At 71.9% G+C, this 12,086-nt stretch carries 13 protein-coding genes; 9 read left to right on the plus strand and 4 right to left on the minus strand.

What is annotated here, in order from left to right:
• Positions 1-10 precede the first annotated feature (10 nt).
• The 3 genes from ACQPXS_RS12470 to ACQPXS_RS12480 are packed head-to-tail and all read left to right on the plus strand — an operon-like array spanning position 11 to position 1,251.
• On the plus strand, positions 11-526 hold the full coding sequence (locus tag ACQPXS_RS12470) for an NUDIX domain-containing protein (RefSeq protein WP_433449254.1): 516 nt from the start codon (positions 11-13) through the stop codon (positions 524-526).
• Between the two features lie 21 nt (positions 527-547).
• Positions 548-940, plus strand: coding sequence for a YidH family protein (locus ACQPXS_RS12475; RefSeq protein WP_433449255.1), 393 nt, complete (start codon positions 548-550; stop codon positions 938-940).
• Positions 928-1,251 carry a DUF202 domain-containing protein gene (locus tag ACQPXS_RS12480; RefSeq protein WP_351804114.1) on the plus strand — a complete coding sequence of 108 codons (324 nt, stop codon included), beginning with the start codon at positions 928-930 and terminating at the stop codon, positions 1,249-1,251. Before ACQPXS_RS12475 ends, ACQPXS_RS12480 begins: the two co-directional genes overlap by 13 nt.
• A 13-nt stretch (positions 1,252-1,264) precedes the next feature.
• Here ACQPXS_RS12480 and ACQPXS_RS12485 read toward each other — a convergent pair whose 3' ends face one another.
• Positions 1,265-2,269 (minus strand): NADP-dependent oxidoreductase, encoded by a 1,005-nt coding sequence (locus ACQPXS_RS12485; protein ID WP_433449256.1) that lies wholly within the window; start codon positions 2,267-2,269, stop codon positions 1,265-1,267.
• 114 nt (positions 2,270-2,383) lie between these two features.
• Here ACQPXS_RS12485 and ACQPXS_RS12490 point away from each other — a divergent pair, with 114 nt between their 5' ends.
• From ACQPXS_RS12490 to ACQPXS_RS12505, 4 genes are all read left to right on the plus strand, one after another.
• Positions 2,384-2,683, plus strand: coding sequence for a hypothetical protein (locus ACQPXS_RS12490; protein ID WP_356311398.1), 300 nt, complete (start codon positions 2,384-2,386; stop codon positions 2,681-2,683).
• A gap of 170 nt (positions 2,684-2,853) precedes the next feature.
• The gene (locus ACQPXS_RS12495; RefSeq protein ID WP_433449257.1) at positions 2,854-3,885 is read left to right on the plus strand and encodes a phosphotransferase family protein; all 1,032 of its coding nucleotides are present in this window, start codon (positions 2,854-2,856) and stop codon (positions 3,883-3,885) included.
• A gap of 7 nt (positions 3,886-3,892) precedes the next feature.
• A complete protein-coding gene (locus tag ACQPXS_RS12500) occupies positions 3,893-5,107 on the plus strand; it encodes an acyl-CoA dehydrogenase (RefSeq protein ID WP_433449258.1) in 1,215 nt (404 codons plus the stop codon).
• 172 nt (positions 5,108-5,279) lie between these two features.
• A complete protein-coding gene (locus tag ACQPXS_RS12505; RefSeq protein ID WP_433449259.1) occupies positions 5,280-6,200 on the plus strand; it encodes a LysR family transcriptional regulator in 921 nt (306 codons plus the stop codon).
• Here ACQPXS_RS12505 and ACQPXS_RS12510 read toward each other — a convergent pair.
• From ACQPXS_RS12510 to ACQPXS_RS12520, 3 genes are read right to left on the minus strand one after another with little or no spacing between them, the layout of a single operon-like run.
• The gene (locus tag ACQPXS_RS12510; protein WP_351804102.1) at positions 6,139-6,732 is read right to left on the minus strand and encodes a TetR/AcrR family transcriptional regulator; all 594 of its coding nucleotides are present in this window, start codon (positions 6,730-6,732) and stop codon (positions 6,139-6,141) included. The genes ACQPXS_RS12505 and ACQPXS_RS12510 overlap by 62 nt on opposite strands.
• A gap of 26 nt (positions 6,733-6,758) precedes the next feature.
• Positions 6,759-8,426 (minus strand): class I adenylate-forming enzyme family protein, encoded by a 1,668-nt coding sequence (locus ACQPXS_RS12515; protein ID WP_433449260.1) that lies wholly within the window; start codon positions 8,424-8,426, stop codon positions 6,759-6,761.
• Entirely contained in the window at positions 8,423-9,196 is a 774-nt protein-coding gene (locus ACQPXS_RS12520; RefSeq protein ID WP_433449261.1) for an SDR family oxidoreductase, read from the minus strand. Before ACQPXS_RS12520 ends, ACQPXS_RS12515 begins: the two co-directional genes overlap by 4 nt.
• A 104-nt stretch (positions 9,197-9,300) precedes the next feature.
• Here ACQPXS_RS12520 and ACQPXS_RS12525 point away from each other — a divergent pair, with 104 nt between their 5' ends.
• Positions 9,301-10,521, plus strand: coding sequence for an exo-beta-N-acetylmuramidase NamZ family protein (locus ACQPXS_RS12525; RefSeq protein ID WP_433449262.1), 1,221 nt, complete (start codon positions 9,301-9,303; stop codon positions 10,519-10,521).
• A gap of 93 nt (positions 10,522-10,614) precedes the next feature.
• Positions 10,615-11,916, plus strand: a complete 1,302-nt coding sequence (locus tag ACQPXS_RS12530) for a serine-threonine protein kinase (protein WP_433449263.1) — start codon at positions 10,615-10,617, stop codon at positions 11,914-11,916.
• Positions 11,917-12,086 lie beyond the last annotated feature (170 nt).

Below are 12,086 nucleotides of genomic sequence, written 5' to 3' on the forward strand. Positions count from 1 at the left end.
GGATGAGGGCATGAACCCTGCTGACGAGATCCTCGACATCGTCGACGAGCACGACCGGGTCGTCGCCCAGTGCCCCCGCGGTGAGGCGTACGCCCGCGGGCTGCGCCACCGGTGCGTGTTCATCCAGGCCCGGGACGCGGCTGGCCGGCTCTTCGTCCACCGGCGCACGGCCACCAAGCTGGTCTTCCCCGCCCTGTACGACATGTTCGTCGGCGGCGTCGTCGGGGCGGGCGAGTCCTACGACGAGGCCGCGCTGCGGGAGGCCGAGGAGGAGCTGGGGGTGACGGGCCTCCCCCGGCCGACGTTTCTCTTCAAGTTCCTGTACGACGACGGGGCCGGGAACAGCTGGTGGTCGTCGGTGTACGAGGTGCGCTGCGAGCTGCCCGTACGGCCGCAGGTGGAGGAGGTCCAGTGGCACGCCTTCCTGCCCGAGGAAGAGGTCGAGTGGCGGCTCGGGGAGTGGGAGTGGGTGCCGGACGGGCTGGCGGCGTACGAGAGGCTGAGGGCGTTCCGGGCGGCCAGGTGACCGCCGGGTAGGGTCGGCCGCGTGAGCGAATTCGTACGGAACATCCGGCTGTGGTTCGCGCCGGAGCAGGTGCGGGACGAGGGCGGCACGCCCGACTACCGGTTCTCGCTGGCCAACGAGCGCACCTTTCTCGCCTGGCTGCGCACGGCGCTCGCACTGATCGGCGGCGGATTCGCGGTGGACCAGTTCCTGCCGGACCTGCGCTGGGCGTGGCGGGTCGGTCTCGCGCTCGCGCTGCTCGGCGCCGGGGTGCTGTGCTCGCTGCGCGCGGTGAACCACTGGGTGCGCTGTGAGCGGGCGATCCGGCGCGGTGAGGACCTGCCCGCGTCCCGGTTCCCGGCGCTGCTGAGCCTGGTCGTCGCGGTGGTGGCGGTGGTGATGGTCGTGGTGGTGCTGGCCGGATGGGCGGGGTGAGCCCGGCCGGGCGCGACCCCGGGCTGCAGCCGGAGCGCACCCGGCTGGCCTGGCGCCGTACGACCCTCTCCGCCACCGTGGCCGCCGTACTCGCCGTCAAGACCGCCCTGCACGGGGGCGCCTCGGCCACCGGGGTGACCGTCTGCGCCCTGTGCTGTGGGCTCTTCCTGGGCTTCCTGGCCGTGGCCCACCGCCGGATCCGGGCCCTCGCGAGCGGTCCCCGCCCGCAGGCGCTCGCTCCCCGGCACGCGACGGCGGCGGCGCTGTGCGCGGTGGCGCTGGCTTTGTGCGCGGCGGTGCTCGTGGTCTAGGGCCTGCCGTGGTCTAGAAGGTGCCCTCCTGACTCGTGCTGTAGAGGGTGCTCTCCTCCCCCCTGTTCCAGACGGTGCCCTCCGCCTCCTCCCGGTCCATCGTGACCACGATCTTGCCGCGGGTGCGGCCCTCCTGGTTCAGCCGGTGCGCGTCCGCCGTCCGCTCCAGCGGGAAGGTCTCCTGGACGTGCACCGAGATCACGCCCCGCTCGGCGAGGTCGGAGAGCCTGCCGAGGTCCTGGGCGTCGGGGCGGACGAAGCAGTAGCGGCCGCCGAGGCCCACCACCCCCGGGTCGGCGATCGACGCCAGCCGGCCCTCCGGGGCGAGCAGGTTGGCGGAGGTCTTCAGGGTGTCCCCGCCGACGGTGTCGAAGACGGCCTCCACGCCGTCCGGGGCGAGCGCCCGCACCCGTTCGGCCAGGCCCTCGCCGTAGGTCACCGGCTCGCCGCCGAGGGCGCGCACATGGTCGTGGTTGCGCTCGCTGGCCGTACCGATGACCCGGGCGCCGAGGTGGGCGGCGATCTGGACGGCGAGGGATCCGACCCCGCCGGCCGCCGCGTGCACCAGCACGGTCTCGCCGCGCGCCATCTCCAGCGCCCTCACGAGCACCTGATAGGCGGTGAGTCCGGCGAGCGGCAGGCCGGCGGCCTCCTCGAAGGACAGGTTGCGCGGCTTGCGGGCCAGGGTGCGCACGGGTGCGGCGACGTACTCGGCGAAGGTGCCGCGGGAGAGGAAGTCCTCGCGGCAGTAGCCGATGACCTCGTCGCCGACGGCGAACTCCGTGACCGCGGCGCCGGGCTGGACGACCACACCGCTGACGTCCCAGCCGGGGATCACCGGGAAGACGGCGTCCAGGACCGCGTCGAGGTATCCCTCGCGGCACTTCCAGTCGACCGGGTTGACGGCCGCGGCACGGACCTTGACCAGCACCTGGTCGGGGCCGACCTTCGGGTCGCGCACCTCGCCGTACTCCAGCACCTCGGGCCCGCCGTAGTGGCGGTAACTGATGGCCTTCATGCCCTCGACCCTCCGGGGTACTCGTACGGCACGCAAGCCGTATGCACCGATATGCACCACATCGCCCCATAGCCTGTCCGTCGCCGACACCCCGTATCCCCGAAGGTGAGCACCATGACCACCCTTCACCAGGAGCACAGCGAACACGGCACGCACAGCCACGGTCCGGGCTGCGGGCACAACGCCGTGCCGCACGGCGACCACCTGGACTACGCACACGACGGACATCTGCACCGCGAGCACGAGGGTCACTGGGACGAGTGCGAGCCGTCCGGGCACACCGTCCACGAGGGCCATGAGCACGTGCACTACGACGAGTGCGGGCACGCGCAGGTGCCGCACGGCGATCACATCGACTATCTGCACGGCGGCCACCGGCACGCCGAGCACGACGGCCACTGGGACGACCACTGACCACCAGGCCCCGACAGGGCCGACGGCTCCCCGGGCAGCGCTCCGGGGGGCCGTCGGCCTATCGTGGCTCCGGTCACGTTTGACCTTCTGATCGCTCCGCGTACTGGACTACATACCGACCGGTCGGCATCATGAGTCGAGTCCTGTTCACCCGTTCGTAGGAGTGATGTATGAGCGCCGACCACCCGCCCGGACTCGACCTGGACCGGCTGCGCGCCCACCTCGACCGCGAGCGCCCCGGGCTGGTGACCGGCCCTCTCACCGGCCGGCTGATCGAGGGCGGACGGTCGAACCTCACCTACGCGCTCTCCGACGGCACCTCTAAGTGGGTCGTACGCCGGCCCCCGCTCGGTCATGTCCTGGCCACCGCGCACGACATGAAGCGCGAGCACCGCGTGATCAGCGCCCTGCACCCGACCCGGGTGCCGGTGCCTCGCCCGGTGCTGCTGTGCGAGAACCCCGAGGCCAACGAGGTGCTCGGGGCGCCGTTCTACGTCATGGAGTTCGTCGAGGGCACCCCGTACCGCACCGCCGAGCAGCTCGCCCCGCTGGGCCCCGAGCGCACTCGGAACGCCGTGCTGTCCCTGGTGGACACGCTGGTCGAACTGCACGCGGTCGACCCCGCCGCAGTGGGGCTCGCGGACTTCGGGCGCCCCGAGGGCTTCCTGGACCGGCAGCTGCGCCGCTGGGGCAAGCAGCTGGACGCCTCCCGCAACCGCGAACTGGCGGGCATCGACGAACTGCACGCCGCCCTCGGCCGCTCCCTGCCCGCCTCCCCCGCCCCGGCCGTCGTCCACGGCGACTACCGGCTCGACAACGTCCTGATCGGCGACGACGACAAGATCAAGGCGATCCTCGACTGGGAGATGTCGACCCTCGGCGACCCGCTCACCGACCTCGGCCTGCTGGTGATGTACAGCCGGCCGCTGGGCATGGCCGAGTCCCCGGTCTCCACCACGGCCGAGGCCCCGGGGCACCCGTCCCCCGCAGAGCTGATCGAGCGGTACGCCGAGCGCTCGGGACGCGATGTCTCCGGCGTCTCCTGGTACACGGCGTTCGCCTGGTTCAAGCTCGCCGTGATCCTGGAGGGCATCCACTACCGGTACACGCTGGGCCAGACGGTCGGGCGCGGCTTCGACCGGATCGGCGACCTCGTGCCCGTCTTCATCGACCACGGACTGACCACTCTTCAGGAAGGCTGATCCGGACATGGACTTCGCGTTCGACGCGCGCACCGAGGAACTGCGCGCCAGGCTCCTCGCCTTCATGGACGAGTACGTTTACCCCGCCGAGGCGGTCGCCGAGGAGCAGCGGGCCGCGCTCGCCTCCCCGTGGGACACCCCGGCCGTGGTCGGGGAACTCAAGGCCGAGGCCCGCAGGCAGGGCCTGTGGAACCTCTTCCTGCCCGACGCCGAGTACGGCGCGGGACTCACCAACCTCCAGTACGCGCCCCTCGCCGAGATCACCGGCCGCTCCCCGCATCTGGCGCCCACCGCGACCAACTGCGCCGCGCCCGACACCGGGAACATGGAGGTGCTGGCGCAGTTCGGCAACGAGCAGCAGCAGAAGCAGTGGCTGGAGCCGCTGCTGGCCGGTGAGATCCGCTCGGCGTTCGCGATGACCGAGCCGGAGGTGGCCTCCTCGGACGCCACGAACATCACCACGCACATCGAGCGCGACGGCGACGACTACGTCATCACCGGGCGCAAGTGGTACATCTCCGGCGCGATGAACCCGGACTGCAAGATCTTCATCGTGATGGGCAAGACGGACCCGGACGGCGCCGACATCCGCCGCCAGCAGTCCATGGTCCTGGTCCCGCGCGACACCCCGGGCGTCACCGTGAAGCGCGCCATGCAGGTCTTCGGGTACGAGGACCACTCGCACGGCGGCCACGCCGAGGTGATCTTCGACCACGCGCGCGTGCCGGTCACCAACCTCATCGGCGAGGAGGGCGGCGGCTTCGCCATCGCCCAGGCCCGGCTCGGCCCCGGCCGGATCCACCACTGCATGCGGCTGATCGGCATGGCCGAGCGGGCCATCGAGCTGATGTGCCGGCGGGCGGTGTCCCGTACGGCGTTCGGCAAGGCGCTGGCGCAGCAGGGAGTCGTCCAGAACTGGATCGCGGACGCGCGGGTCACCGTCGAGCAGCTGCGGCTGCTGGTGCTGAAGACGGCCTGGCTGATGGACACCGTCGGCAACAAGGGCGCCCACACCGAGATCCAGGCCATCAAGATCGCCACGCCGCGCGCGGTGGTCGGCATCCTGGACCGCGCGATCCAGCTGCACGGCGCGGGCGGGGTGAGCCAGGACTTCCCGCTGGCCGAGCTGTACGCGAGCGCCCGCACCCTGATGCTGGCCGACGGTCCGGACGAGGTGCACCAGCGGTCGCTGGCGCGGCGGGAGTTGAAGAAGTACCTGTGAGGTGCCTCTAGTAGCCGCCTGAGTAATGGTGGTCCTCGCGGGCGAGGGTGCGGAGGAACGCCAGGAACCGGTGCAGGAGATTCGGTCTGCGAGTCATGCGTCCAGCGTGGCCCGCAGGCCGTCCACCGGTCCAACAGATGGTTTCGCTGGACCGCATCTCTAGAATAGATGGATGGAGATGCGTCAGCTGCGCCACTTCATGGCGGTGGTGAACGAGGGCAGCTTCACCGCCGCCGCACGCGCCGAGCTCATCGTGCAGTCCGCGCTCAGCACGTCCGTCCGGAACCTGGAACGGGAGCTGGGCGCCGACCTGTTCGACCGTGCAGGCCGCCGGGTGGTGCTCACCGAGGCCGGCCGGGCCCTGCTGCCCCAGGCCCGCGCGCTGCTCGCGGGCGCCGATGCGGCCCGGGAGGCGGTCGCGGCCGTGGCGGGACTGGCCGTCGGCCGCGTGTCCATCGGTACGATCCAGACCCTGACCTGCGTGGACCTGCCCGCCGAACTCGCCGGCTTCCACCGGGATTTCCCCGGCATCCAGGTCTCCGTGCGGGACGCGACCGTCGCCGAGCTGACCGAGGCGCTGAGAGCCGGCGAGCTGGACCTGGCGTTCGTCGCCCCGGAGGCGCGCGACCTGCCCGAGGGTCTGCACGCGCACGCCACCTGGCACGAGGAACTGGTGCTGATCACCGCGCCGGGACATCCGCTGGCCGAAGCGGGCCGCACGCTCATCAGGGACCTCGCCGACGAGCCCTTCGTGGACTTCCGTGCGGGAACCGGCCTGGAGACGGCCGTACGGCGCCTCGCGGCCCACTGCGGCCTGGACCGCCGTATCACCTGTGATGTCACCCAGATCGGGCTGCTGGTGGACCTCGTCCGGGCCGGGATCGGGGTGGCGTTCGTGCCCCGGGCCATCGGCGAGCGGGCCGGGCTGCCGTGCGTGCGGATACGGCAGCCGGAGCCCGGCCGTACGGTCGTTCTCGCGGGACGCGGCCCACAGCCCCGGAACCCGGCCGCCGCGGCCCTCGTCCGTCACCTCACGGACGCAGCGCCCGCAGCAGCAGGTCGGCGAGGTGGTCGGCGACCTGCTGCCCGGTGAGGGGGCCGTCCGGGCGGTACCACGTGGACAGGTGGTGGACGGAGCCGAAGTGGTAGTCCACCACCAGGTCGGCCGGGGTCGCCGTGGAGAAGACGCCCGCCTTCTGGCCCTCCTCGATCAGCGCGCGGAACCGTTCGTGGTAGCGCCGGCGCTCGGCGCGCACCTGCTTGTTCTTCTCCGGGCTGAGGTGGTGCATGGACCGGAAGAAGATCATCGCGTCGTCGAGGTTGTCGATCGTGGTGACGACCACGTCCGCCGCGGCGGCTCTGAGCCGCTCCTCCACCGGCGCGTCCATGCCGGCGAAGTGGTCGAGCCGCTCCTGCTGGATGCGCAGCACGCGCGCGTACACCTCGTGCAGGAGGTCGTCCTTGGAGCCGAAGTAGTGGTACAGCGCCCCCTTGGTGACGCCGGCCGCCTCGACGATCTCCTGCACGGAGGTGCGGTCGTAACCCTGCTCGGCGAAGAGCCGCGTGGCGGCGGCCAGCAGCCGCTGCGGAACGGGCGTACCGTCTCCGTCCGTCGTCCTGGGCACTGCCGCCACCTGCCTTTCCGTGATGCTTACCGAATGTCCTGCGTGCGGGAACGCAGTTCCCGACGGAGGATCTTCCCACTAGCCGTCTTGGGCAAGTCGGGCAGGATCTCCACCTGACGCGGGTATTTGTAGGCGGCCAGTCTCTCCTTGCAGTACACCGCGAGTTCCTCCGGGGCCGCCTCCGCGCCCTGGCGCAGGCTGATGTAGGCCTTCACGGTCTCGCCGCGGTAGCCGTCGGGGACACCGACGACGGCCGCCTCGCGCACCGCGGGGTGGGTGTACAGCACGTCCTCGACCTCGCGGGGCCACACCTTGAAGCCGGACGCGTTGATCATGTCCTTCTTGCGGTCGACGACGTACAGCCAGCCCTGGGCGTCCATGAAGCCGATGTCGCCGGTGCGCAGCTCGCCGTCCGGGAAGGACTCGGCCGTGGCGTCCGGGCGCCGCCAGTAGCCGGGGACGACCTGGGGTCCTCGTACCACGATCTCGCCCTGCTCCCCGAAGGGCACCTCCGCGCCCTGCTCGTCCACGATCCTGACGACCGTGTCGGCGCCGGGCAGCCCCACCGACAGCGTCCCGGAGACGGGGTCCACGGGGGCCTCCAGGCCGGGCGGGACCGAGGCGCAGGGGGCGGTGCACTCGGTCAGGCCGTAGCCGACGCGTATGTACGGCCCGAAGCGCTCGCGGAACTTCTCCACCAGGGCCGGGGGCACGGGGGCGCCGCCGGAGGAGATGTTCACGAAGGAGGCGAAGTGCTCGCGGGTGGCGTCCGGGTGGGCGGCCAGCGCCATGAACGCGGTGGACGGCCCGACCGTGTAGTGCGGGTGGTGCTCGGCGAAGGCCTCCAGAACGAGGCCGGGCTCGAAGCGGTAGGCGAGCACCAGGGTGCCGGCGCTGTTCAGGCAGGCACCGAACTGGCAGACCATGCCGGTGATGTGGAACAGCGGCGCGAGCGCGTAGTAGACGGGCGCCTCGGGCAGCGCGAGCCCGGTCCGCTGCCGCTCGGCGTTGTGCATGATGTTGCCGTGCGTGTTGGTGGCGCCCTTGGGGGTGCCGCTGGTGCCGGAGGTGTAGCTGATCAGCGCGATGTCGTCCGGGCGCGGGTCACGGCCCTCGGGCGCCTTGCCGCCCTGCCGGGCGACGGCCACGAGGTCGTCGGTGTCCGGCGCCTGGGGCAGCCGCTCGAAACCGAGCACGCGCGCGTCGTTGCGGGTTTGGAAGTCCAACTCGCTCGTGGTGAGCACGATCCGCACCGGCGAGCCGGCGGCGGTCTCCCCGAGGTACGACTCCCAGGCCCGCTCGGAGCAGACCAGCGCGGCCACCTCGCCGTCCCGCAGGATGTGGCCCATCTCGGCCGACTTGTACATCGGGTTGACCGGGACGACGGTCGCGCCGGCCTTCCAGGCGCCGAGGACGGCGAGCACGAAGTGCGGGGAGTTCTGCAGCAGCACCGCCACCCGGTCGCCGGGCTCCAGCCCGCGCGCGGCGAGGTGGGCGGCGACGGAGTCGCTCAGCTCGTCGACCTCGCGATACCTCAGCCGGGCGTCGAAGTAGGCGAGGAAGGTGCGCTCGGGCGCCTCCGCCACGGCCGCCCGCAGGGCGTGCACCAGCGAGTCGGCGGGGTCGATCGGGCCGCGCTGGGCTTCGTCGAGCAGGGCCAGCCAGGGCCGTGCGGCGTACCGGGAGGCCGTCACCGGGCCTCCTCCCACTTGCGCTGGATGTGGTTCATGCCGCTCAGCCAGCGATCCGGATCGGTGGCCCGCGCCTGGTAGTACTCGGCCACCTCGGGGTGCGGCAGGATCAGGAAGCGGTCCTCGGCGATGCCCCGGAACAGGGCGTCGGCGACGGCCTCCGGTTCGATCGCGGTCGGCTGCAGCACCAGGTCCCCGGCGCTGCCGGTGGCGGCCAGCATGTCCGTGCGCACACCCTGCGGGCAGATCGCGTGCACCTTCAGACCCCGGTGGCGGTACGTCAGCGACAGCCACTCGGCGAAGGCGTAGGCGCCGTGCTTGGTGACGCTGTACGAGGGCGCGCCGATCATGGTGAGGAGCCCGGCGGCCGACACGGTGGACACGAACCGCCCGGCGCCCCGCTCCAGCCAGGACGGCAGCAGTTCGTGGGCGGCGCGGACGTGCGCCATCACATTGACGTCCCAGGCGACCGCCCACGACTTCTCGTCGAGCGGCCCGCCCGCGCCGCCGTCCTCGAAGGCGACACCGGCGTTCGCGCAGTAGACGTCGACGGTGCCGCCGAGTGCGTCACGGGCCTCGGCGACGATCGCGGAGGCGTCGCCCGGCACGGCGATCCCGCCGATCTCCCCGGCCACCGCCTTGGCCTTCTCGCCGTCCAGGTCGTTCACGACGACCCGGGCCCCCTCGGCGGCGAACCGCCGGGCCAACGCGGCCCCGATCCCCCCGCCGGCCCCGGTGACGACCACTCCCGCATCCTGCACGGCTTCCACCATCGGTCTCCTTCGACACGACTCAGCGCGGCGCGCATCGGCTCTGGTCGGGCCAGACTAACCGGTCGGTATGTGTGAAGGAAGGGCCACCGCACCAACCTCTAGCCATGCATCTGTCTCGACGGAACTTGCTCGCATCGGCCTCGTTGGCGGCCCTGCCGGCCGCCCCCGCACACCGCGAAGAACTGCGCACCGGCTTCGAGAGACTCGCAGCCGACGGCTACTCCCTGCTCCAGGGCCGGCGCGTCGGCATCGTCACCAACCCCACCGGCGTCACCCGCGACGTCCGGCACATCGTCGACGTCATGCACGCCGACCCCCGTGTGAATCTGACGGCCGTCTTCGGCCCGGAGCACGGCTTCCGGGGCACCGCCCAGGCCGGCGGCTCCGAGGGCCGCTACGACGACCCGGCGACGGGACTGCCGGTCTACGACACGTACCTGAAGAGCGGACAGCCGCTCGCCGACGTCTTCACCGCCGCCGGCGTCGACACCGTCGTCTTCGACATCCAGGACGTAGGCGCCCGCTTCTACACCTACATCTGGACGCTCTACGACTGCATGGAGGCCGCGCAGCTCGCGGGCAAACGGTTCGTCGTCCTCGACCGGCCCAATCCGGTGACCGGCCGCGAGGCCCAAGGCCCCGTCCTGCACAAGGAGTTCGCCACGTTCGTCGGCCGGCAGCCGATCGCCCAGGCGCACGGGATGACCGTGGCGGAGCTGGCGCGACTGTTCAACGGGGAGTTCCTGAGCAGGCCGGTCGCGCTGGACACCGTACTGATGACGGGCTGGAGGCGAACCCGGTTCTACGACGCCTCCGGGCTGCCGTGGGTGCCGCCGAGCCCGAACATGCCGACCCCGGACACCGCTCTCGCCTACTCCGGCACCTGCATGTTCGAGGGCACCAACGTCTCCGAGGGCCGGGGCACGACCAGACCGTTCGAACTGCTCGGTGCCGAGGGCGTCGACGGCCGCTGGGCCGCCGCGGCGAACGAACTCGCGCTGCCCGGTGTCCGGTTCAGAGAGGCGTACTTCACGCCCACCTTCTCCAAGTTCCAAGGCAAGACGGTCGGCGGGGTGCAGATCCATGTGCACGACCGGGCCGCCTACGACCCCGTCCGCACCGGCATCGCGCTGCTGGTGACCGTCCGTAAGGTCTGGGACGGCTTCGCATGGCGGTCGGACAACTGGATCGACAAGCTCACCGGCTCCACCCGGGTGCGCACGATGATCGACGCGGGGGCCGGCACGGACGAGGTGGTCGGCGCCTGGCAGGAGGAGCTGGCCGCCTTCCGGCGGGTGCGAAAGGAATATCTCCTCTACAGGTGAGGCGCCGTGTATGGCCAACCCTGCCCCGGAGCAGGACGATGCGTCCGCAGCACATCGTTACGCATCGTTGCAGGCGGGACGAGGGAGCCTGGCATGGCGGATCCCGGGATGAGCGTGTCTCCCTACTGGGAGCTGACCTTCGACGCGGACGGGGACGTGGACGGCCCCGAACGCGACCATCTGATGACACAGGTCACGGAGTACGGCGTCCGTGACCTGCTCGTCTTCGCGCACGGTTGGAACAACGACCGGTCCGGCGCGACCGCGCTGTACCGGCGTTTCCTCGCACCGGTCCCGGGGCTCGCGCCCCGGGCCCGGCTCGGGTACGTCGGCGTGATCTGGCCGTCGATGCGGTTCAGCGACGAGCCGATCCCGGACTTCCCGGCGTCGGTGGCGGCCGTGGCGGATCGGACCGTACCGGGTCCGGCGCTGGACAAGGACACCCGGCGGGCCCTGCTGGAGACCTTCCCGGGGCGGGCTCCGGTCATCGACCAGCTGGCCCGGATGCTGGACGAACGGCCCGTCGGGGACGCGGGACTGACCGAGTTCGGACGGCTCGTGCGGCTGCTGCTGGACGAGGGGCGGCGGCTGGGCGCGGCCGACACCGACGAGGACGGCGAGCCCACGGTGTTCACCGAGGACCCGGCGGCCGCCTGCGACGAGTTCGCCGAGGCGCTGGCCGCCGTCCGATCGCCCGGCGCCCCGGCCGGGTTCGGCATCCCCAACCCCTGGGAGGGCGCCAAGGAACTGCTGCGGCAGGCGACGTACTACACCATGAAGCGGCGGGCCGGGACGGTCGGCGAGCACGGGCTCGGGCCGGTGATCGGGCAGTTGGCGCACGCGGCGGCCGGGGTGCGGGTGCATCTGGTGGGGCACAGCTTCGGCGGGCGGCTGGTGTCGTTCGCGCTCGCCGGGCTGCCGGACGGGGTGGGCACGGTGAAGTCCGTGACCCTCCTGCAAGGCGCCTTCTCGCACTACGCGTTCGCGGACCGGCTACCGCAGGACCCGGGCAAGGCGGGGGCGCTCAAGGGCCGGCAGCGGCGCGTCGACGGCCCGCTGGTGTGCTGCTACTCGCACTTCGACGCCGCGCTCGGCACGTTCTATCCGCTGGCCTCCCGGCTGTCCGGGGACGACCGCTCGTGTGCGGGCAGCGAGATCGCGGCCGTGCTGGGGCCGCAGTGGGGGGCCATGGGGCACGACGGAGTGCAGGCGGTACCGGGCACCGCCCGGCTGGACCTCGCGTCGGCCCTCGCCGGAGCGCTGCCCGCGTCGGGGTGCGTGAACGTCGACGCGGCCGCGGTCGTCCGCCGCGGCGGCCCGCCGTCCGGGGCGCACAGCGACATCGTCCATCCGGAACTGGCACGGCTGGTGCTGGCCGCGGGCCGCATCACGTGACCGGCCGCCAACGGCAGTCGGCCCGGCGGCGTTCGCCAACGGCCGTGGGCCTGCTGGTGCTGGCCCACGGCCATTGGCTGCCAGCGTTGGCCAACAAGCGTTGACCTTACGGGCAGTGGCCTACGGCTGTTGGCAAACCCGCGCTGGCACACCGCCGTTGGCAAACAGGC

The sequence above is a fragment of the Streptomyces sp. CA-142005 genome (genome assembly GCF_050942335.1).
Lineage (GTDB): Bacteria > Actinomycetota > Actinomycetes > Streptomycetales > Streptomycetaceae > Streptomyces.